The 21416-nt window shown below is 66.9% G+C and carries 19 protein-coding genes, 1 tRNA gene, 1 pseudogene and 1 riboswitch; of the genes and pseudogenes, 4 read left to right on the top strand and 17 right to left on the bottom strand.

The features are described 5' to 3' along the window. Positions 1-46: 46 nt before the first annotated feature. The 6 genes from OU995_RS27110 to OU995_RS27085 all read right to left on the bottom strand — a co-directional run bounded on the left by OU995_RS27110 (position 47) and on the right by OU995_RS27085 (position 6836). Positions 47-1459, bottom strand: a complete 1413-nt coding sequence (locus OU995_RS27110; protein ID WP_267833257.1) for a cobyrinate a,c-diamide synthase — start codon at positions 1457-1459, stop codon at positions 47-49. A gap of 22 nt (positions 1460-1481) precedes the next feature. Beyond that, the gene (locus tag OU995_RS27105; protein ID WP_267833256.1) at positions 1482-2318 is read right to left on the bottom strand and encodes an ABC transporter ATP-binding protein; all 837 of its coding nucleotides are present in this window, start codon (positions 2316-2318) and stop codon (positions 1482-1484) included. Beyond that, a complete protein-coding gene (locus OU995_RS27100) occupies positions 2315-3325 on the bottom strand; it encodes a FecCD family ABC transporter permease (RefSeq protein ID WP_267833255.1) in 1011 nt (336 codons plus the stop codon). The genes OU995_RS27105 and OU995_RS27100 overlap by 4 nt, the downstream gene beginning before the upstream one ends. Positions 3326-3333: 8 nt before the next feature. Beyond that, entirely contained in the window at positions 3334-4287 is a 954-nt protein-coding gene (locus OU995_RS27095) for an ABC transporter substrate-binding protein (RefSeq protein ID WP_267833254.1), read from the bottom strand. Between the two features lie 188 nt (positions 4288-4475). Beyond that, positions 4476-5033, bottom strand: a complete 558-nt coding sequence (gene cobU, locus OU995_RS27090; protein ID WP_267833253.1) for a bifunctional adenosylcobinamide kinase/adenosylcobinamide-phosphate guanylyltransferase — start codon at positions 5031-5033, stop codon at positions 4476-4478. Between the two features lie 66 nt (positions 5034-5099). Beyond that, a complete protein-coding gene (locus OU995_RS27085; RefSeq protein ID WP_267833252.1) occupies positions 5100-6836 on the bottom strand; it encodes a TonB-dependent receptor plug domain-containing protein in 1737 nt (578 codons plus the stop codon). A 16-nt stretch (positions 6837-6852) separates the two neighbouring features. Here OU995_RS27085 and OU995_RS27080 point away from each other — a divergent pair, with 16 nt between their 5' ends. Next, positions 6853-7134 (top strand): hypothetical protein, encoded by a 282-nt coding sequence (locus OU995_RS27080; protein WP_267833251.1) that lies wholly within the window; start codon positions 6853-6855, stop codon positions 7132-7134. Positions 7135-7288: 154 nt separating this feature from the next. Then, positions 7289-7598: riboswitch (cobalamin riboswitch) on the bottom strand. 83 nt (positions 7599-7681) lie between these two features. Here OU995_RS27080 and OU995_RS27075 read toward each other — a convergent pair. The 8 genes and pseudogenes from OU995_RS27075 to OU995_RS27040 all read right to left on the bottom strand — a co-directional run bounded on the left by OU995_RS27075 (position 7682) and on the right by OU995_RS27040 (position 14668). Then, a complete protein-coding gene (locus OU995_RS27075) occupies positions 7682-8323 on the bottom strand; it encodes a hypothetical protein (protein WP_267833250.1) in 642 nt (213 codons plus the stop codon). Between the two features lie 322 nt (positions 8324-8645). After that, positions 8646-9260: pseudogene (gene pth, locus OU995_RS27070) on the bottom strand (aminoacyl-tRNA hydrolase); the annotation flags it as partial. A gap of 101 nt (positions 9261-9361) precedes the next feature. Then, complete coding sequence (locus OU995_RS27065; protein ID WP_267833249.1) at positions 9362-9979, bottom strand: 50S ribosomal protein L25/general stress protein Ctc; 618 nt, start codon at positions 9977-9979, stop codon at positions 9362-9364. Positions 9980-10090: 111 nt separating this feature from the next. Then, the gene (locus OU995_RS27060; RefSeq protein WP_058934026.1) at positions 10091-11053 is read right to left on the bottom strand and encodes a ribose-phosphate pyrophosphokinase; all 963 of its coding nucleotides are present in this window, start codon (positions 11051-11053) and stop codon (positions 10091-10093) included. Positions 11054-11121: 68 nt separating this feature from the next. Continuing rightward, positions 11122-11198: transfer RNA gene (locus OU995_RS27055), tRNA-Gln, on the bottom strand. A gap of 38 nt (positions 11199-11236) precedes the next feature. Next, complete coding sequence (ispE, locus tag OU995_RS27660) at positions 11237-12337, bottom strand: 4-(cytidine 5'-diphospho)-2-C-methyl-D-erythritol kinase (protein ID WP_420714908.1); 1101 nt, start codon at positions 12335-12337, stop codon at positions 11237-11239. Between the two features lie 133 nt (positions 12338-12470). After that, on the bottom strand, positions 12471-13043 hold the full coding sequence (locus OU995_RS27045) for an outer membrane lipoprotein LolB (protein ID WP_267833248.1): 573 nt from the start codon (positions 13041-13043) through the stop codon (positions 12471-12473). Further along, a complete protein-coding gene (locus OU995_RS27040; protein ID WP_267833247.1) occupies positions 13043-14668 on the bottom strand; it encodes a tetratricopeptide repeat protein in 1626 nt (541 codons plus the stop codon). Before OU995_RS27040 ends, OU995_RS27045 begins: the two co-directional genes overlap by 1 nt. 594 nt (positions 14669-15262) lie before the next feature. Here OU995_RS27040 and mutM point away from each other — a divergent pair. From mutM to OU995_RS27025, 3 genes are all read left to right on the top strand, one after another. Further along, complete coding sequence (gene mutM / locus OU995_RS27035; protein WP_267833246.1) at positions 15263-16129, top strand: bifunctional DNA-formamidopyrimidine glycosylase/DNA-(apurinic or apyrimidinic site) lyase; 867 nt, start codon at positions 15263-15265, stop codon at positions 16127-16129. A 74-nt stretch (positions 16130-16203) separates the two neighbouring features. Beyond that, the gene (mutY, locus tag OU995_RS27030; protein WP_267833245.1) at positions 16204-17259 is read left to right on the top strand and encodes an A/G-specific adenine glycosylase; all 1056 of its coding nucleotides are present in this window, start codon (positions 16204-16206) and stop codon (positions 17257-17259) included. Between the two features lie 58 nt (positions 17260-17317). After that, positions 17318-17764: a hypothetical protein gene (locus OU995_RS27025; RefSeq protein WP_267833244.1), complete on the top strand. Its 447-nt coding sequence runs from the start codon at positions 17318-17320 to the stop codon at positions 17762-17764. A 10-nt stretch (positions 17765-17774) separates the two neighbouring features. Here the strand turns inward: OU995_RS27025 and rapZ are convergent, their stop codons facing one another. The 3 genes from rapZ to OU995_RS27010 form a co-directional block, all read right to left on the bottom strand. Continuing rightward, complete coding sequence (rapZ, locus tag OU995_RS27020; protein WP_267833243.1) at positions 17775-18689, bottom strand: RNase adapter RapZ; 915 nt, start codon at positions 18687-18689, stop codon at positions 17775-17777. Continuing rightward, complete coding sequence (gene recN / locus OU995_RS27015) at positions 18686-20410, bottom strand: DNA repair protein RecN (RefSeq protein WP_267833242.1); 1725 nt, start codon at positions 20408-20410, stop codon at positions 18686-18688. Before recN ends, rapZ begins: the two co-directional genes overlap by 4 nt. Positions 20411-20492: 82 nt before the next feature. Further along, a complete protein-coding gene (locus OU995_RS27010) occupies positions 20493-21368 on the bottom strand; it encodes an NAD kinase (protein ID WP_267833241.1) in 876 nt (291 codons plus the stop codon). Positions 21369-21416: the final 48 nt, after the last annotated feature.

Genomic DNA, 21416 nt, shown 5'->3' with positions numbered 1-21416 from the left:
GGCGGGGTGCAGGGGTTGCAGAGGGGGTTGAAAGAACGCGTCCGGATCAGGCCGGGCGGACGCGGTGGCCATCCACCGACTGGAAGAAGGCTGCCACAGCGGCCGGGTTGGACGGGAAGTAATGGTGCAGGTAGCTCGCCCGCAGCGCGCCCTGCTGATAGAGCGGTTCGGCCGTGCGGCCCCCATTGGGATTGCTGGCGCGAGCCACGGGCGTGAGCGGGGTCTCCATGGTGGAGTAGTGGAAACTGTGGCCGCGCAGTGCGCCTTCGGGCCAGTCCACCGACTGCAGGCCAAGCGCGGCCAGCCGGGGCTGCAACCGCGCGCTGCCAGGCATCAGGCCGGCCATGGAATGCGTCTGGCCCTCGGCATCGGTGAGCGTGTCCAGCAGCACCAGCATGCCGCCGCATTCGGCCAGCAGCGGCTTGCCGGCTTCCAGATGCTGGCGCAGGCTGGGGAACAAGGTGACATGCTGCTGCAGGGCTGCTGCATGCAGTTCCGGATAACCGCCAGGCAGCCACAGCCCATCGCAGGCCGGCAGCGACTCCCCGGCCAGCGGAGAGAAGCACAGCACCTCTGCGCCGAGCGCGCGCAAGGTGTCGAGGTTGGCGGGATAGATGAAGGAGAAGCAGGCGTCCTGGGCGACGGCGATGCGGAGGCCGCTCAGCGGTGTCTCCGCGAGCGGGTGATCGCTGAATGGGGCGCTGAATCGGTCGCTGAATGCGGCGCTGGACGAGGCGCTGGACGGGCTGCTGAACCGGGTGTTGATCGAGGGATCCGTCTGCGGGGCGGCGCACTGGGTGATCTGGCTGTGAGGGATGGCGCTCAGCCCCACGCCCAGCGCCTCGCCTGCCTCCCAGGCATCGGCCCAGGCGTCCAGCCGGGCGTCGATGTCCGGCAGCTCCAGGGCCTGCACCAGGCCCAGATGCCGCTCCGGCAGGCTCAGTGCTTCCTGGCGTTGCAGGGCGGCCACCAGCGGCAGATCCGGCGGCAAGCCTTCCGCCACCATGCGGGCATGGTGCGGGCTACCCACCCGGTTGGCCACCACGCCCGCCACGTGGATGTCACTGCGGTAGCGGGCCAAGCCGGTGGCCACGGCGGCAAAGGTCTGGGCCATGCCCGAAGCATCCAGCACCACCAGCACGGGCAGCCCGAAACGCGCCGCCAGGTCGGCACTGCTGGGGGCGCCGTCAAACAGGCCCATGACCCCTTCCACCAGGACCAGGTCAGCCTGCGCGGCGGCAGTTGTGAGCAGGCTGCGGCAGTGGTCCTCGCCGCCCATGAACAGGTCCAACTGATACACCGGGTGTCCACTGGCGCGTGCCAGCACCATCGGGTCCAGATAGTCCGGCCCGGTCTTGAAGACACGCACGCGCTGGCCGCGCCGCACGGCCGAACGCGCGATGGCGGCGGTGATGCTGGTCTTGCCCTGGCCGGAGGCCGGAGCACTGATGAAAAGCATGGAGCAGCTCATGGTCAGGTCTTCAGGCGTTGAGCGCGATCCAGCGGCCCTGCACCTGCAGGATGTGCAGCCGGTGGTGGAACACGGTCTGCAGGGCAGCATGGGTGGCGGGGTCGTGAGGAGCGCCCTGGTGGACGATGCGCCCCTGGTCCATCACCACGAGGCGATCGGCCTGCAGGGCGATGTTGAGTTCATGCAGCACGCTGACGATGGCCGCCCCTTCGGCCACACGTGCGCGCACCAGTTGCACCCAGTCGCTCTGATGCGGCGGGTCCAGATGGGCCAGCGGTTCGTCCATCAGCAGCACACCGGACTGCACCGCCAGCGCACGCGCCAGCAGCACCCGTTGACGCTCGCCCCCGGAGAGGCGACCCAAGGGACGGTGTCGCCATTCCCAGCTTTGGGTCTGCTGCATGGCGTGCCACACGGCGGCATGGTCGGCCTCGCTCGCAGGGGCGAGCCAGGGCTGATGCGGCAGGCGGCCCAGCATGACCACATCCAGGGCCGTCAGCTCTTCGGCGGTGGTCTCGTGCTGGCCCAGCCATGCCAGGTGGCGGGCCCGTTCACGCGCGGGCCAGGAGGACCAGTCACGATCGTCCAGGGTCAGGCTGCCCTGGAAGCGCAGCAGGCCGGCCATGGCACGCAGCAGGGTGGACTTGCCCGCGCCGTTGGGGCCCACCACGGCCGTCCATTCCTGCGGGGCGGGCGAAAGGCTCAGCGGCTGCAGCACCGGGCGCTCACCCAGCAAGAGCGACTGCAGCTCGATGCGCAGGCGGGGGGCACGGGTCAGTCGGGCCGACGGATCAGCAGCGGATGGGCTGACGCTGCGCACCACCTGGAGGTCAGGCCGCGGGCTCATCGCGTGGCTCCCAAGGCGCTGCCACGCCGATGCATCAGCCACAGCAGGTAGCTGCCGCCCAGCAGCGCGGTGATGATGCCCACCGGCAACTCCTGCGGAGCCATCATCCAGCGTGCGCCGATATCCGCGCTCAGCAGCAGCGCCCCGCCGGTCAGCGGGGACAACAGCAGCAAGGCGCCATGGGTGGTGGGGCCCCAGCTGCGCACCAGATGCGGTGCAATCAGTCCGACAAAGGCAATGAGTCCGCACTGCGCCACCGCTGCGCCGGTCGCGAGCGAGAGCGCGGCAATCAGCAGCAAGCGAATCAGCGTGAGCCGCTGGCCCAGCGATCGCGCGGTGTCTTCACCCAGCGTGAGCGCATCCAGCACCCGGCTGCAGCCCAGGCCCACCAGCAGGCACAGCACCAGCACCGAAGCCATCACCTGCACGGCGCTCCAGCCCACAAACCCGGTGCTGCCCAGCATGAACGCCTGCATGGCGCGCAGCGCATCCGGATTGATCAGCGTCAGCAGGGCCGCGCCGGAGCCAAGCACGACACCCACCACCACACCGGCCAGCAGCAGGCGCAGCCCGTGCTCGACGCCGCGCGCCAGCAGCAAGGAGAGCACCACGGCCAGCACCGCACCGCTGAAGGCCGCGCCGGTCATGCCAATGCGCAGCGCCAGCGCGGTGGCGGTGGGGGACAGGCCGATGGCAAAGAGCAGAGCCGCCACACCGAGTGATGCGCCGGCCGAGCAGCCCAGCAGGTAGGGGTCGGCCAGCGGATTGCGAAACAGGCCCTGGGCCATGGCGCCCGCCAGCGCCAGCAGCGCGCCAGCCAGCCAGGCACCGATGGAACGAGGGGCGCGGATGTCCCAGAGGATCTGGCGCATCGTCTCATCCGGCCAGCCCTGATGCGCACCGAACCAGGGGCTCCAGCCCGTGCTGCCAACCGCCAGGCCGAGGCCCAGCAGCACCGCCCCCAGCAGGAGGAGGGCCGCCAGCTGGATGGTGGTGCGGGTGCTCATCGGAGGCATCAGCGCATGCCTCCGGGCGGTGCATTGAAGGGCACCGAGGGCCAGGCCACCGGGCCGGCTGCAGCGTCCCGCAGACAGCGGGCCATCAGGGCGGCGGCTTCTGACATGCGGGGGCCGGGGCGCACCAGCACATCCGATTCCGCCGGCACCCAGACGCAGATGCGCTGCTGCTTCACCGCGCGAATGCCTGCCCAGCCCGGGCGTTGTGGCAGACCCAGCGCATTGCGCTGCCCGATCATGATCACCTGCGGATCGGCGCGGACGATGAATTCAGGATTCAGCTTGGGGAAGGGCCCCAGTTCCGGAGGCAGGATGTTGCGGGCGCCCAGGCGGGTGAGGATCTCACCGATGAAGGAATTGCTGCCAGCGCCGTAGGGGCCGGCGTCCACTTCGTAATACACGCTCAGCCCGCGTGCGGCTGGGGGCAGGGTGGCGGCGCTCTGGGCAATATGGCCATCGATGCGGTTCCAAAGGCGGCGCGCCTCTTCCGGCCGGTTGAGCACCTGGCCCACCTTGCCCAGCACGCGCTGCACATCGGCCATGCTCCTGGGTTCCAGCGCCACGACCTTCAGCCCCAGCGACTCCAGTCGATCGATCACGCGGGCTGACACCCCCAGCAGCACCACGTCCGGCTTCAGGGAGACCAGCATCTCGATGCTGGTGTCGTCCAGGCCACCGAGCTTGGGCAGCGCCTGGGTGCGGGCGGGGTGGTTGGAATAGCGGTCGACGCCCACCAGCTTGTCGCAGTCGCCCAGCTCGCAGACCGTCTCGGTGAGGGAAGGCAGCAGGCTGATGATGCGCCGGGGAGTGTCCGGCAGCGTGACGGTGCTGCCGCGATCGTCCTTGAGGGTGATGGGCGCGGCGTGGACGGCGGTGCCGACCAGGCAGGCGAGGACCCCTGTCAGCGCAACTGGCGTCGCCTGGGTGATCCACTGCGGGATGCGCTGAGTCATGCGCTGACTGATCCGAGGGCTCACCCGCTGACGAATCCGCTCATCGATCGACTGAGAAATTGGTGGAAGGAGCACGAGTCGGAAGGCCCGTTGGAGCATCCCTCGGAGCACCTGTGCAATCCCATGGGGCCGCACCCCGGCGCAGGCCGGGATCGATGTCGCCATCATCGGCCAATCACACAAACGCTTCATTCCTTGTCCTTCACCACCGGCCGTGTCCAAGGCTGGCCGGCCACCATCAGGGTCAGTTCGGCGCACTGGCGTGCCACCAGCTGGTTGAGGCGGCCGAGTTCATCCACATAGGCCCGCACCTCACGCCCCATGGGCATCACACCCCAGCCCACTTCGTTGGAGACAAAAATCACCGGCGAAGACAGGGAGGGCAGCAACTGCTGCAAGGCGGCGCATTCGGTGCGCCAGTCCTCCAGGCGCGGCTCGCCGGTCATCGGCATCAGCCAGTTGGTGAGCCACAGCGTCAGGCAGTCCACCACCAACAGGCGACGGGGAGAGGCGTGCTGCCGCAGGGCCTCGCTCAACTGCAAGGGCTCCTCCAGCGTTTCAAAGCCCTTGGGCCGCTCCGCCTGATGGTGTGCGATGCGCTGCCGCATCTCCTCGTCATGGGCCAATGCGGTGGCGATGATGCTGACCTGGTGACCGGGCGTGGCCAGCCACCGTTGCGCCAGCCGCTCGGCCTGCCGCGACTTGCCGCTGCGCTGGCCGCCGACGATGAGCTGATGTGCCGCCATGAGAGAGGTCCTTGGGCTTACCGCTGTCGGGCCGGAATCCGGCACGGTGCAGTGGGGATGTGGAAGTCAGAACGAAGGCGCATACCGAAGGGTCAGCATCCAGGTGCGTGGCGCCTGGGCGTAGTAGGTGGTTGTCTGGTAGCTGCGGTTGAAGGCATTGTCGATGTTCAACTGCACCCGCCAGTCCCGGGTGATGCTGCGTTGCACGTCGAGATTCACGAGCCCATATCCGCCCAGACGCGTCTTGTTGGTGGCGTCATTCCAGCGCTTACCGGACGCCTGCAAGGTCGCGCCCAGGGTCCATGCGGCCAGTTGGGTGTCGGCCCGCAGGCTGCCGAAGCGGCGTGCGCGGCGGATGAGGGTGTTGCCGGTGCTGTCGTCGGTCGGGTCGCTGAAATCCAGATGTCCGCTGAGATGCACCATGCCGAGCTGGGCGCCGGCCTTCAGGCTGGTGCCACGCAGCGTGGCGCGGGAGACGTTGCCATAACAGCCGGTGCTCGAGGGGCAGGTGCCGGCCGCACCAAAGGCGATCAGGTCGCGCACCTTGTTGCGGTAGGTGGTGATGCCGAGGTCGTAACGGTCGTCGGACCAGTGAAGGCCCAGTTCCCCGCTGTGGGCCCGCTCGGGACGCAGGGCCTCCACGCCGGGCTGGCTGAGGTCCGGACCATAGATGCTGCCGCGCTGGTAGAGCGTGGGCGCGCGGAAGGCGTTGCCGGCCGAAGCGGTGGCCCGCCAGCCGGCGCCCAACCGATAACCCGCCGCCAGCGTGCCGGTGTTGGCGCCGCCGAACTGCTGGTCATCGTCATGCCGGCCATGCACCTGCAGGCTGGCGGCGCCTGCGGTGAGCAGATAGCTCAGGCCTACGGCGTTGTCGCTGCGGGTGTCCTTGCCCTGGCGGACCAGACTGCCGTTGACCAAACGGTCTTCACGCCGTTCCAGCAGGGCGTTGATCTGCTGATGCTCGTCCAGCCGGTAGAAGCTCTGCAGTGTGGCGGTGCGCAGCCGGGTCTGGGTGAGGTAGAGGGACGTCGGCTTGGTTTCAAGCTCGGAACGGGATTCGGACAGGCTCAGCTCGGTGGAGAGGGCGGTCGACCATTGCCCGGTCCAGGCCAGGCGGCCGGCTTCGGTGGTGGTGATGTTGCGGTCGTCCGCCGTTTTGCTGGCGTCGTAAGCGCTGTTGGTGCGGCTCTTGAAGGCCACGGCCTCCAGGCGATGGTCGGCGCTGAGTTGTCCGCCCAGCCGCAGGCTGCCGCTGTAGTTGCGCCAGCCGTCCTTGTCCGGATTGGAGCTGCTGGTGCCGGTGCGTACATAGTTGTTGAAGCCGGTGCCGCGGTCCACCGCCAGGGTGGCGGCATAGTCGAACTGGCGGGTGCCCCCGGTGATGCTGGCATCCGCTCGGCTGGTGCCCAGGTTGCCGGCACCGATGCCCAGTTCCACCTGCGTGCGGCCATTGCCGCGGCGGGTGAAGATCTGCACCACGCCGCCGATGGCGTCGGAGCCATACAAGGCGCTGGCGGGGCCCTTGAGTACTTCGACCCGGTCGATCTGAGACAGGGGAATGTTCTGCCAGTCCGCGCCGCCGGTGGATTGGGAGTCGATGCGTACGCCGTCGATCAACACCACGGTGTGACGGGTTTCGGCGCCGCGCACAAAGAGGCTGGTGTTGGCGCCAGCGCTGCCGTTGCGGGTCATTTCTATGCCGGCCACATTGCGCAGCAGATCCGGCAGGCTTCCATAGCCCTGCTTCTCGATGTCGGCGCGGCTGATCAGGGTCAGGTCCCCCAGCACATCGGCCAGGCGCATGGGGCTTCGGGAGCCGGTGACGGTGACTTCGTCGAGCTTGTGGGACGGCGATGCAAGCGGCAAGGTGGTGTTCGTGGAGCGGGAGGCGTTCGCGGCGACGTCGGTCGGTGTGGCGTCAACAGCTGCTGTCGTAGCAACGGTGGGAGCCGAAATGGAGGCGGCAGTAGAAGCAGCAGTTGAAGTAGCAGTGGAAGCAGCCGAGGAAGCGGCATTAGAAGCCGCATTAGAAGCCGCTGTCGAAACAGCCGAGGTGGCTACCGCAGAAGCTGCAGCAGACGTGTCAGCGGCGAGCGCATGAGCGGCCAGCGTGCAGCCCAGTGTGAGAGGGGCAAGCGCAAGCAGCGAGCGGGCGCGGGGCCGGACGCTCAGGAAACAGCGGGACATGTAGGCAATCAGCAGGCGATACGGACGCCAGCTTCCCCGCAGGCACCCGTGACACGGCCAGCCGCTTGCGCAACTGGCCTCCTGTTGGCCGGTATCCGGGCTGGTGGCGCGATGCCTGCGTCCTTCCCAGTGCGAGCACCAGTGGACATGAGGACAGACAGTGCCGGAGGCTGAGCACAGACCCGCGTCGGGCCAGAGGCCCCGTCATCAAGAAAGGGCGGCCACAACGCGTGCCTGTGATCGGCAGGGCCGGCGGCCACTTACCGTTGCGGGGACAGCTCAGGTTGGCTGACGCTCCGATGGAGCATCGGCTTCCTGATTCCCGTTTAACTGCACAGGCGCAATGCCTGCACGAGCACCAACAAGGCGCATTCTAACGGGCAGGGGGTCGGGGCTGGACAGTGGCAGAGGAATAGGAAGAGGCAGAGGCAGAGGCAGAGGTAGAGGCTTGGGACCGGGTGCTACGGTGCTTGGCCCTCCGCCAGTGCCTCGGGATTTTTGGGTCGCCTTGGGCTCTTGGGTGCCTTGGGTTTGCTGGCGCCAACTGACTGCTTGGGCGGGTCGGACGCCTGAGCCCCGTTTTGCGACTCCTGGGTCTTGGGAGCTTTTGGTGCCTTGGGGGCTTTAGACTCCTTAGGCTCTTTGGGCTCTTTGGGCTCTTTGGGCTCTTTGGGCGGCTTCGGCTGCTTTGGGGGCTTCGGCGCTGCCGGCCCCTTCGGCGGCTTGGGCTTGGGTTTGTCCCGCGCCTGACGCGACGCTGGTTCAGCGCTGGGCCGCAAGGTGCTCAGCCCGTTGATGCCCGCCGCCCCCGTGCGCGCCTGCGCATCGGATTTCTCCCGGGCCCGCTGCAGCGTGTCCAGGTCTCTGGCTTCCTGCTGAGTGCGCTGACGAGCCGCACGCACTTGATCGGGCGTGACCGTGTCTTCCGGCAGATCAACCGCGCTGCCAGCCGCACCGGCCGGGCAGGGGGTGTCGCGCAAGTCCTGGCCTTTGGGGCCGCAGCGGTAGTAGCGTTGGGTCCGGTCCTGCGCCCACCCCGCCCCTGGTGCGCCCAGCAAGGCTGCGGACAGCAGGGCGGTCAGGAAGAGACGGGTGGGGCGCATGGCGTCAGACGCTGTGTGGGCCTGGCTTTTCGCCCCGGTGGTCGCCCCGGTGGTCGGCCTGGTGCTCGGCCTGGCTGTCGGCTTGGTTTTCGGCTTGGCTCTGGGCTTGGCTTTGAGCCTGGCTTTCGGCCTGGTGGCCGGCCATGTGGTCACCCTTGTTGTTGACCTTGGGGTCGCCCTTATGGTCGCCCTTATGGTCGTCCGATGCCTGACCAGTATGGGATCCCCTCGCGGCGCCGAGCGCCTTGTCCCCCCCCGATGCCTTCTCAGCCGCTGATGCTTGGCTGGTGTCCGAGCCCTTGCCAGCGCCAGATTCCTTGCCAGCGCCCGGTTCCGGCCGCGGCGGCTTCGGCCGCGGCGGTTTGGCATGGATCTTGGTGAGCGCCTTGGCCAACTCGCCTTGCAGCATGTAGGGCAGCGCCTCCATGGACTTGCCGATGCAGTCGTCGATCAACTGCCGTTCGGCCAGCGGGGGCTTGCGCAGCACATAGTTGGCCACCTCTGCCTTGTGGCCCGGATGACCGATGCCCAGCCGCAGGCGCCAGAAGTTGGGCGAGCCCAGTTGCGCCTGCATGTCCTTCAAGCCGTTGTGGCCCCCGTTGCCGCCGCCTTGCTTGAACTTCATCTCGCCCGGGGGGATGTCCAGCTCGTCATGGATGGCGAGGATCTGCTCGGGGGCGATCTTGAAGAATCGGGCCAAGGCCGCCACCGACTTGCCCGACAGATTCATGTAGGTCATCGGTTGCAGCAGCCAGATGGGACCGGCCGCGCCCGGCGCGTTGTTCACCCGGGCCACCAGGCCGTGGTAGTTGCGGTCCGCCTGCAGCGTGGCCCCGAGGCCGCGTGCCAGCGTGTCGATCCACCAGAACCCGGCGTTGTGGCGGGTGTCTTCGTATTCGGTGCCGGGATTGCCCAGGCCAACAAAGAGTCGAATCATGGGGTGATTATCGAGTGGAGCGGGCATGAAAAAGGCCCCGCTGAGCGGGGCCTCTGCTGCCCTCTGAAGAGGGCGTTCCCTTGGGGGGAACCGCAAGAAGATTACTTCTTCTTCTTGCCCTTGGCTTCCGGAGCCGGAGCTGCGGCGACCACGATCTCTTCCACCACCGGCGGCACCGGCGTGGCGATCACGGGGTTCGGCTTGCCGTGGGTGACGATCTTGATGTGGTTGGCCAGCTTCAGGTCGTTCACGTGCACCGAGTGACCCATGGTCAGGTTGCTCAGGTCAACTTCGATGAACTCGGGCAGCTGCTGGGCCAGGCAGGTGATTTCCAGCTCGGTCACCACGTGGTTCACGGTGCCCTTGTCGGTCTTCACAGCCGGCGATTCGGCTTCACCCACGAAGTGCAGCGGCACCTTCTTGGTGATCTTGGTGGTGGCGTCCACGCGCTGGAAGTCCACGTGCAGCACTTGCTGCTTGTACGGGTGCATCTGGTAGTCACGCAGCAGCACCTTGGTGGTGGCGCCGTTCAGTTCCATGTCCAGCAGGGAGCTGTGGAAAGCTTCCTTCTTCAGGGCGTGGAACAGGGCGTTGTGGTCCAGCTCGATGGAAGCGGGCTCACCAGCACCGTACACAATACCGGGCACCTTGCCGGCGTGACGCAGGCGGCGGCTCGCTCCGGTCCCCTGCAGCTTGCGCTCAAAAGCGACGAATTTCATAACTTGCTCCAATGTGACGAAATGCCCCCATGGCATTCCGGTTGAAGGCCCCGCGACCAGGCGCCTTCTTGCTTGGTGACTGCCAGTGGGCACTCACCAGAACTCTGCAGATCAGAAGTTGTTGTTCTGTTCGGAGAACAGCGAGGTCACCGACTCACCGTCCGAAATACGACGGATGGTTTCAGCGAACAGGAAGGCAACAGACAGCTGACGGATCTTGCCGCAGGCCTTGGCGGCCTCCGACAGGGGAATGGTGTTGCTGATCACGACCTCGTCCAGCTGCGAGCTGGAGATGCGCTCGATGGCCGGGCCGGACAGGATGGGATGAGTGCAATATGCAAACACGCGCTTGGCGCCGCGGTCCTTCAGGACTTCGGCCGCCTTCACCAGCGTGCCGGCGGTGTCGATCATGTCGTCCATGATCACGCAGTTGCGGCCGTCGATGTCACCGATGACGTGCATCACTTCGGACACGTTGGCGGCGGGACGGCGCTTGTCGATGATGGCCAGGTCGCAACCGAGTTGCTTGGCCAGCGCACGCGCACGGACCACGCCACCCACGTCCGGGCTCACCACCACCAGGTTCTCGTAATTGCGGGCCTTCAGGTCGGACAGCAGCACCGGCGAGGCGTAGATGTTGTCCACCGGGATGTCGAAGAAGCCCTGGATCTGGTCGGCGTGCAGGTCCATCGTGAGCACGCGCTCGACGCCGACGGTTTCCAGCAGGTTGGCCACGACCTTGGCCGAGATGGGCACACGAGTGCTGCGGGGACGACGGTCCTGACGGGCGTAACCGAAGTAGGGAATCACCGCAGTGATGCGACGGGCGCTGGCGCGCTTGAGTGCATCCACCATGATGAGCAATTCCATCAGGTTTTCGTTGGTGGGGGCGCAGGTGGGCTGGATCACAAAGACGTCGCGAGCGCGGACGTTTTGCTGGATTTCGACAGTCACCTCGCCGTCAGAAAAACGGCCAACCACAGCTTTGCCGAGCTCGAGGCCCAGGTGGGTAGCGATTTCTTTGGAGAGAGACGGGTTAGCGTTACCCGTGAAGAGGACGGTATTGAGCAGCACAGCGGGCCATCCAAAAAATTGTGGCCCGGTGGCCAACCCAGCGGGTCCCGGATTGAAACTAAGAAATTTGGCAGGGGAGGAAGGACTCGAACCCTCGCATGTCGGAATCAAAATCCGATGCCTTAACCAACTTGGCGACTCCCCTACACAGGACATTGTGCGTGGCACAACACCCCAAAACCTTCAGTCTGTTGCCCAGCCCAGTAATGGGTGAACTTCAAGACTGCGACACATTCTACCAGCCCATTTCGGAGGCAAATCAAATGGATAACTAATATTTAGTGAACCATTTGCTTTTGCTTCCGATGTCGCCTTGGAATTACTTCCTAAGCTGGCATTTGAGTCATCAGCATCCTGCTGCGAAGCCGGGAGTATAGCAAATACTGCGCTGCCTGAACCCGTCATTCGACTATTGCCGTAGCGAGTTTGCAACCAGTGCAATGCATCAGAAACTTCGTGGCTGGCGGCTTCGGCGGGAGCTTGCAGATCATTTCTGCCCCACCCTGAAACTGCCTGCTCGCAGAGTTTCTTAAGCATCGCGTCACTTACAACGTTGCGCATATTTTGCGCGTCGTCTGATTTGCTTAAGCTTCCAACTCCAGCGTGCCCGGTATTCACTTGGCTTTGATTCCATTCAGCTATTGGTTTAGCTGAATTGGTTTCGCTTGCTTCGTGCCCGCCGTTCACTGCAGGAAAGCCCGCTACTATAGCCACGCTTTCCGACCTTTGCAACAGGGGGCTCGAAAAAATTTCCTTGGTGCCGATACTCACGGCCGGCTTCACGACCGCCAGGCGAGTTGGGGGCACCTGAACAGCGTGAAGTATTTCACCAATGCCCTCCACGAAGGCATTACGGCCCCCCACGAAGAAGGGCACGTCCGCCCCCAGCTGCAGGGCGATCGGCTGCAGGCGCGAGCGCGGCCAGTGGAGTCCCCACAAGCGGTTCAAGGCCAGCAGCGTGCTGGCCGCATCCGACGATCCGCCCCCCATGCCCGCGCCGGCCGGCAGACGCTTTTCAATGTGGATGTCGGCGCCGAAGCTCGTGCCACTGGCGGCTTGCAAGGCCCGGGCGGCCCGCAGGCACAGATCGTCCGGTGGCAGCGCGTCACCCTGGTCGTGACGATGCAGTGCGCCGTCCGCACGGCGCTCGAAATGCAGCGTGTCCGCCCAGTCGATCAGCACAAACAGGGACTGCAGCAGGTGGTAGCCGTCCGGCCGTTTGCCCACCACATGCAAAAACAGGTTGAGCTTGGCGGGAGCCGGGACGTCGTAGAGGGCTTGCAGGGGACGAGCGGTCATGGGGGCGGAAAAAAATGGCGGGGTGGCAGAACAGCCCGCCGCCCCGCCGCTATTGTCCGGCAGCCTGGGAGCGTGCGGCCGGAACCCCCTTGGGCCCGACATCTTCGGAGGTCAGACCTTACGGACTCTCGTCGAGCTTGAGCCGCAAGGTGGCCAGGGGCTCCTGGCCGCCCGGATTGAGCCGCTGGGCCACGATCAGGCCTGTCTGGAAACGGCGCAGGTCCACCTGCCAGCCCAGTTGCTCAAAGCCTTGGTCGCCGGCAGGCTGATGGGGCGTACCGGCCCAGGGGCGGCCCTTGAGCCAGTCGAACAAGGCCTGCACCGGCAGGGCCTCGCCCAGCAGTTCCTGGGTGAGGGCGTCCAGTGTGTCGTAGCTGCGTTCCTCATCGGGCGTGCGCAGGGTGGCCGCACCGGGCTGCCAGGACACCCGCGCCACCAGGCTGCCCATTGGCGTGCTCATCTCCAATCGGCCGCGGGTGGAGTCCCCCAACAGCTCGAAATTGGCGGTGACGTTCTGGCCGCGTGGCTGTCCGCCCGGGCCTGCCGGCACCACCAGACCCAAACGGCCGGTCAGGCGAGGTGCGTTGGACAGGGGCGTGGCCTCCTGCTCCGTCACCTTGGGCACGCTGGTACAGCCGCTCAGCCACAGCGCGGCGGCGACCACGGCCGCCAGGGTCGCGCGGCGCTGCATCAGGGGCGCACCTTCAGCCGTTGCACGGTGGTTTTCACCGCTTCGTTTTCAGGGTCGCGCTTGATCGCTTCTGCAAAGATGCGGCGGGCCTCGTCCTGCTGGCCGGCGGTCCAGAGCACTTCACCCAGGTGGGCGGCGATTTCGGGATCCGGACGGGACCCGTAAGCCTGGCGCAGCAGCCGCTCGGCTTCACCCATGCGGCCAAGGCGGAACTCCACCCAACCCATGCTGTCCATGATGAAGGGCTCGCCCGGCGCAAAACTCAGCGCCTTGGAGATCAGGTCACGCGCCTCTTCCAGGCGTTCATTCCGATCGGCCAGGGCATAACCCAGGGCGTTGTAGGCGTGGTAGTGCTGCGGCTTGATCTGGATGACCTTCTGCAGCAGCGCTTCCATCTCCTTCATCTTGCCCAGCTTCTCGGCCATCATGGATTGCTCATAGAGCAGATCCGTGTCCTCGCCATGGGCAGCCACGGCCTCCCCCAGCAGGTCGTAGGCGGCCTGCCATTGGCGGTTTTCACGCAGCAGCTGCGCTTCGGCCAGCACCTTGGCGCGGCGGTCCTGGGCCTGGTCTGCGGGAAGCGCCTGCAGCAGCTTGCGGCCTTGCTCCAGCTTGCCCTGGCGGGCCATGAGGGATGCGCGACGGTAGGCGATGTCGATGTTGCCCGGGGCGGCATCGATCTGGCTCAGGCGGGCTTCCGCCGACTTCAGGTCCCCTCGCATTTCCGCCGCTTGTGCCAGCAGCAGCAAGCCTTGCTGACGCGCTTCGCGCTCGCTCAGTTCCAGGCGTTCGCGCTGGGCGGGTTGCTCGTCCAGCAGGCCCATGTAGCGCTGCACGGCGGTTTCAGCGGCATCGGGATGCTGCAGATCCAGCTCCAGCGAGCCCAGAGCCAGCCAGGAGGTCAGGTTCTCCGGCGATTCCTGCGTGACCCGACGGAACTCGCGAGCCGCATCGGCAGGCCGCTGGGCGCGCGCCAGGGCCCGTGCGTAGGCCAGCCGCAGCCCCTGCTTGTCGGGATGGGCCTGCAATTCGGCGGTGATCAAGGCCTCGGCTTCCGGACGCTGGGGCAGCAGCTCCAGGGCCAATGCCAGCGGCTCGTCCCGGTCCGGGAAGTCCCGGGCGGCAGCGCGTACATGCACCAGGGCGGCCTCGGCATTGCCCGCCATCTGCGCCAGGCGTGCCAGCACCATCAGCGACACGAACCGGGTTTCCGGCCGGGCAGCGGTCTCACGCAGCAAGGGTTCCAGGCCTTCCTGGACCTTCTGCGGGTCCGGGCTGCGATTGAACAGTTGCGGAAGGCCCGCCAGCAGACCGGCGCGCGAATCCGGCGCATTCAACGCCAACAGCGCACGCAAGGGGGGCGCCACCTCGGCCGGGCGATTGAGCAAGGCCAACAACTGGATGAGCGTGCGGAGGGCTTCCTGCGAGGTGGGCAGTGTGTCGCGCCAGGCGCGAGCGGCCACCACCGCCTGGTCTCCGGCCCGGGCTTGCAGGGCCACGGCCACTACGCGTCGGAACAGGGCTTCATCTTCGGCGCGACGCGCCGCATCCAGCAGTTCCTGGAATGCCACACCCGGCTGGTCCCCCTGCAACGCCAGTTCGCCGATCAGCACCTGGTAGAACATGAGCGCATCGAGGCCGGAATTCCGGATGGGTTCCGGTGCGGACGCGGCAGCCACAGGCGCGGCCGGTGTGCCGGGCGTCTGCGTGCCGTTGCCATGGCCGGCAGCCTCGGGGGCGCGCGTGGGTGACGGTGTGGCGGCCGATGCGGGCAGGGCTGGGCCCGAGGGCTGAGTCGCCGTTGGCTTGGAGGTTTTTTCGCCTTCGCGGGGGCGGCTGCGCTGGCGGGTTTGGCCGCCTTGGCCGCGCCGCTTGCCGGCCTGGACTTGGGCATGGGGGCCGATGCAGCGGTGCTGCTGAGCGGCGCGGAAGCCGCCGACGTCGGGGACTGAACAGCAGTGTCAGTCCGGGCGGTCTGGGCATGGGCAGCGCAGCTCAGGGCGAGGGCGGCGGGGATCCACCAGGGGTGGCGCACGGAGGCGGGCATGGGAAAACTCCTGAACTGTCGCGAATGAGGCAAGAAACACTCCAGGCCATTCTAGGGAAGCTCGGCGCAACGCACGCGAGCCAAGCCGGCCGGGAGACCCAGACCCACGGCGTGGGCAGGGCCGGCTGGGCGCTGGCGGGCAGCGAAACACCTGTCCCCCTATCATTGAGCCATGCCAGAGTTGCCAGAAGTTGAAGTTACACGTCTGAGTTTTGCCTCCGCCATTGAAGGGTCTCGTGTGCTGGATGTCCGCCTGGGCAAGCCGCTGCGTTGGCCGTTGGGGGTAGAGGCGGGGCGCCTGGTGGGCCGGCGGGTGGGCGCGGTGACGCGCCGGGGCAAGTACCTGTGGCTCCCCTTGCGGGCCGAGGGCGACGCCATCGACCTCCAGGACCCCACCCAGCCGCTGCCGCCAGACGGTGGCCTGCTCATGCACCTGGGCATGTCCGGGTCACTGGCCTTCCGTGAACAGCCCCCCAGCGCGGGTCCCCACGATCACTTCGAACTCGTCACCGACCGAGGCGTGTTGCGCCTGACCGATCCGCGCCGTTTTGGTGCGGTGGTCTGGTCCGAGGGCCTGGATGTGGCGCCGGCGGCCAAACTGCTGGCCGGCATGGGCCTGGAGCCGTTCGACGAGGCCTTTAATGGCGCGCATCTGCACCGCGGTTTCGGAGGGCGACGGGTGGCCATCAAGCAGGCCATCCTGGCCGGAGATGTGGTGGTGGGCGCGGGCAACATCTATGCCTGCGAGGCGCTGTTCATGGCGGGCATCGACCCGCGCCTGGCGGCCGGCAAGATCAGCCGCCCCCGAGCCCAACGCCTGGCGCAGGCGCTCACCCAGGTGCTGGGCGAGGCGCTGGAGGCGGGTGGAAGCACCCTGCGGGACTTCAAGGACGCACACGGTGTGGCTGGCAGCTTCCAGATGCAGGCCCGGGTGTACGGACGTGAAAAAGAGCCTTGCCGTGTGTGTGGCAGCCCCATCCGCCGAATTGTGCAGGGGCAGCGATCGACCTTTTTCTGCCCGACCTGCCAGAAGCGCTAACAGCACTGGCGGCCCTCTGCATCACAGCCCGCAGCCGAGGTGGCCCGGCTGCAAGCGCGATACTCCGCCCCCTGATGACCGACGAAGAACTCCAAACCCGGATGCAGGCGCTGCGTGGCGACTTTGCGCCGCTGCTGCTGGCCTGGCAGCGCCAGGATGGGCGGCACGACCTGCCCTGGCAGAACACCCGCGACCCCTACCGTGTATGGCTCTCCGAGATCATGCTGCAGCAGACGCAGGTGACCACGGTGTTGGGCTACTACAAGCGTTTCCTGGAGCGTTTCCCGGATGTGGCGGCCCTGGCCGCCGCGCCGCAGGACGACGTCATGGCCGCCTGGGCCGGGCTGGGTTATTACAGCCGGGCCCGCAACCTGCACCGCTGCGCGCAGACGGTGATGGATCGCCACGGCGGCGCCTTTCCCCGCACGGCGGTTGAACTGGCGGAGTTGCCGGGCATCGGCCGCTCCACGGCGGCAGCCATCTCGTCCTTCTGCTTCGGTGAACGCGTGGCCATCCTGGACGGCAACGTCAAGCGTGTGCTTGGCCGACTGCTGGCGTTTGACGGCGACCTGGCCCAACAGGCCCAGGAGAAGCGGCTGTGGCGGCAGGCTGAGGCGCTGCTGCCCGCGTTGGAAGCCGATATGCCGGCCTACACCCAGGGGCTGATGGATCTCGGCGCCAGCCACTGCGCCCCACGCCAGCCGCAATGCCTGCTGTGTCCGGTCTCGGGCCTGTGCCAGGGCCGTGCCCAAGGCGACCCGACGCTCTACCCGATCAAGACCCGCAAGCTCAAGCGTGGCCAGCGGGAGAACTGGTGGCTGTGGCTGGAGCATGAAGGCCGCATCTGGCTGCAGCAACGGCCCAGCGAAGGACTGTGGGGGGGCTTGTGGACCCTGCCGATGTTCGACTCCGAAGCCGACCTGGACGCTCACCGCCGCTCCCTGGGGGTGGCTCAAGTGGAAACATTGCCCCGCGTGCAGCATGCGCTGACGCACTTTGACTGGGTGCTGCACCCGCGCCGCGCCGTGCTGTCCGGGCCGGCCGAGGCGGCTGCGCCGGGCCAGTGGGTGGCGCGCGAGCAATTGAGCCAATACGCGCTGCCGGCGCCGCTGAAAAAGTTGCTGGATTGACCTGAGGTCGAAGGCCCCTGGCTGGGATATTCTTCGGCACAGCCTCCGAACCGGGTGCATGACCGGGTGCCCAGACCCGATCAATCCCAGTTCATCCCTTCCATTCATCGACCTCGCCGTGTCGGTGACCTCGCTCAGCGCGTCACCTCAACAGCACTTCCATCCGCTCTCCACCATGTCCACTGCTGCCAAATCGCCGATGAAAAGCGCCCTCGAATCCGCGCTGGTGGCCTTCATCATCTGGGCAGGTTGCCTCTGGCTGCTGGTGAGTGGCACGCAGGACGGTGACATTGGAGCCGGACGCGGGGTGTTGTGCGGGCTGGGCATGGCCGTCAGCCTGATTGCCCACTGGGTGTACATGGGCATGGCCGTCAGACTCGCGGGCCGCAATCTGGTGGGGTGGATGCTGCTGCTGGTGTGCACCTTCCCGATTGCCTCGGTGGTGCTGGGCATTCTGCTGACCAGCCAGACGGATGATACGGAGCGCGACAGCCGCGCCGCCTGAATGCGCTGAATCAGCGCGCGTCCAGCTCCCGGTGCCGCTTGAGCACCTGACCGTGATAGGCGAACTGCTTGGTCAGCGTCTCCACCAGATAGACCGAACGATGCTGCCCGCCGGTGCAGCCGATGGCCACGGTGAGATAGCTGCGCTGGTCCGAGCCGAAGCTGGGCAGCCACTGCGCAATGAAGGCGCCGATCTGGCTGAGCATCAGCCGCACTTCCGGCTGCTGCTCCAGATAATCCGCCACCGCCGGGTCGCGGCCGGTCAACGGGCGCAGTTCCCGGTCGTAATAGGGGTTGGGCAGCACCCGCACATCAAACACGAAGTCCGCATCGCTGGGCACCCCATGCTTGAAGGCGAAGGACTGGAACACCAGCGTCAGCGACGACCCGCTGACCCGCACCAGGTCCCGCACCCAGGCCCTCAACTGGGCCGGCCGCAGCTGGCTGCTGTCGATCACGGTGGATTCCATGCGCAGCGGCGTGAGCAGTTCCCGCTCCAGCGCGATCGCGTCCTGCAGGGCGCGATGGGTGTCACTGTCGTCCACGCCAGCGCGCAGCGGGTGCGGGCGGCGGGTTTCGGAGAAGCGGCGCAGCAGGGTGTCGTTGTCCGCATCCAGGAAGATGCTGCGCAGGGCTACGCCGCCGCTCAGCCGCAACTCCTTGATGTGCAGCAGCAGCTGAGGCAGCGAGCCGGCGCTGCGCACATCCACCGCAATCGCCACGCGGCGACGCGACCCGCTTTCCTGCTCCAGCTCGAGGAAGTGGGGCAGCAATTCGGGCGGCAGGTTGTCCACGCAGAAGAACCCGGCGTCCTCCAGTGCATGCATGGCAATGGACTTGCCGCCGCCGGACATGCCGGTCACCAACACCAGATCGGTGGTGTGTGCGGCCTGCGCGGCGAGCGTGGGCTCTTGCGGCGGGATCATGGCTTGACCTTCTTGCCTTTGGCGGCGGAGTCCGTGACGCGGGCCGTGGACGGAGGCAGGGCGCGGGCCGAGTGGGCCAGCATCTCCTGGGCATGGGCCAGGCTGGTGGACGACAGCCGCTCCCCCCCCAGCATCCGGGCGATTTCTGCGGTGCGTGCCTCCCCATGGATGGGCTGCACCTCCGAGCTGGTGACACCGGCCCGTGCAGCCTTGGCCACCAGGAAATGATGGTCCGCGCAGGCGGCCACCTGCGGCAGGTGGGTCACCGCCAGCACCTGCACGCGTTGGCCCAGTTGCTTCATCAGACGGCCGACGGTTTCAGCCACCGCCCCGCCCACGCCGGAATCAATCTCGTCAAAGATCAGCGTGCCTGCGCCGCTGTTCTGCTGGCTGGTGGTGACGGCAATGGCCAATGCAATCCGCGACAGCTCCCCGCCCGAAGCGACCTTGCCCAGCGGGCGAGGCGTGCTGCCGGCATGCCCGGCTACCAGGAATTCGGCCGATTCCAGACCAAAGGCCTGCGGCTCGTCCTGCGGCTGCAGCGACACCTCAAACCGTCCACCCGCCATGCCCAACTGCTGCATGGCCTGCGACACCGCGCTGGACAGGGCCGGTGCGGCCTTGGCCCGCGCGGCGCTGATCAGCTTGGCTTCCTTCTGATAGGCCTTGAGAGCCTGGGCCTGCTTGGCCCGCAGGCCTTCCAGATCGGTGGCGGCATCCAGCTGGGCCAGCTCGGCCTTCCATTCGTCCAGCAGCACCGGCAGCTCGGCCGGCGGGCGGCGATAGCGGCGGGCCAGCGTCACCCAGGCCGACACCCGCTCATCCAGCTGCTGCAGGCGGTCCGGGTCCAGATCGGCGGCGTTGAGGTAGCTGCTGAGGCTGTGGGCGGCGTCTTGCAACTGCGCCTGCGCGCCGAGCAGCGTGTTGACCGTGTCCTGCAGGCCGGCGTCGTACGCCAGCACATCCTGCAGCGCAGACAACGCATCATCGGTCAGCGCCTGGGCATTGATCTCGGCCTCACTGAGCCGGTCCAGTGCGCCCCGTGCCGCATCCATCAGGGATTGGGAATGCGACAGCCGCTGATGTTCCGCATTGAGTTCTTCCCACTCGTCCGCGCCGGGCGAGAGGCGGTCCACCTCGCCGATCTGCCAGCTCAGCCGTTCATGTTCCCGTGCCAGATCCGCCTGCCGCGCCTGGGCGTGGGCGAGCGCCTCGCTGGCCTGCCGCCATTGCGCATAGGTGCTGGCCACCGGCCTGGCATCGATCTGGGCGAACTCGTCCAGCAACTGGCGCACGCTGGCGGGGCGCGTCAGGCCTTGCCAGGCATGCTGGCCGTGGATGTCCAGCAGATGCTCGGCCAGTTCTCGCAGTTGGGCGACCGTGGCGGCGCTACCGTTGATCCATGCCCGGCTCTTGCCCTGCGCATCGATCACCCGCCGCAGCAACAGGCTGGCATGTTCGTCGTCGGTGGCAAAACCGCCTTCTTCCAGCCAGCTCAGCACGGCTTCCGGGCGATCAAATTCAGCGCTGATCTCGGCCTTGGCGGCGCCTTCCCGCACGACAGCGGCATCGCCCCGGCTGCCCAGGGCGAGTTGCAGGGCGTCGATCAGGATGGACTTGCCGGCACCGGTTTCCCCGGTCAGGGCGGAGAAACCGGCGGAGAAGTCCAGTTCCAGCTCCGGCACGATGACGAAATCTCGCAGGCTCAGGCGGCGCAGCATGTCGGTGAGTCCTCTAATCGCTCAAATCGGGTCGGTCAGTCGATCAGTCAGTCGATCGTCAGTGGATCGGTGGGGCGGCGGCTCAGCTTACGCCTTCATACCAGCGCAGCTTGCGGCGCAGCGTGGCGTAATAACTCCAACCCCGGGGATGCAGGAACTGGGCGCGGTGCTGGGAGCGCCGCACGGTGATGCAATCCCCATGCAGCAGGCTGGCCAGGCTTTGCATGTCGAAATTGACGCTGGCGTCCCGGCCGGCCACGATGGTCAGGCGCACCTCACCCGAGTCCGGCAGCACGATGGGCCGGTTGGAGAGGGCATGGGAAGCAATCGGCAGCACCACCCAGCCGGCGATGCCGGGGTGCAAGATGGGGCCGCCGGCGGAGAGGGCGTAGGCGGTGGAACCGGTGGGCGTGCCGACGATGACGCCGTCCGCCCGCATGTTGGCCACGAACTCGTCGCCCACATCCACCCGCAGTTCCACCATGGACGCGGTGGCACCGCGGCTGACCACCACGTCGTTCAGCGCCACGCCGGAGAAGATCTGTTCGCCATCCCGCAGGACAGCGCCTTCCAGCATGGAGCGGTGTTCACTTTCGAAGTCGCCAGCAAAGATGGGGGCCAGCGACTCCTTGTATTTGTCAGCAGAGATGTCGGTGATGAAACCCAGCCGACCCTGGTTGATGCCGACCAGCGGCATGCCGTAGCGGGCGACCTCGCGGGCGAAGCCGAGCATGGTGCCGTCCCCGCCGACCACCACGGCCAGGTCGCACTGCTGACCCATTTCTGCATGGCTGAGGGCAGGAAAGGTGGAAATGCCGGTACTGTCGGCTGTTTCCTGATCCAGGGAAACATCCAATCCCTGGCTGGCCACAAAGTCGGCAATCTCCTCCAGGAGCGGACCAATGCCCCGAGCCTGGGGCTTGCCGACGATGGCCACATGACGGAAGCGCTTGGACATATGCGCAGAATTACACCACAGCGCCACGGTGCCGCCCGGCGGTGGCCT

The sequence above is a fragment of the Roseateles sp. SL47 genome (assembly GCF_026625885.1).
Taxonomy (GTDB): Bacteria; Pseudomonadota; Gammaproteobacteria; order Burkholderiales; family Burkholderiaceae_C; genus Roseateles.
Note: the sequence above shows the minus strand (reverse complement) of the source record. Positions and strands in the feature narration are given on the sequence as shown.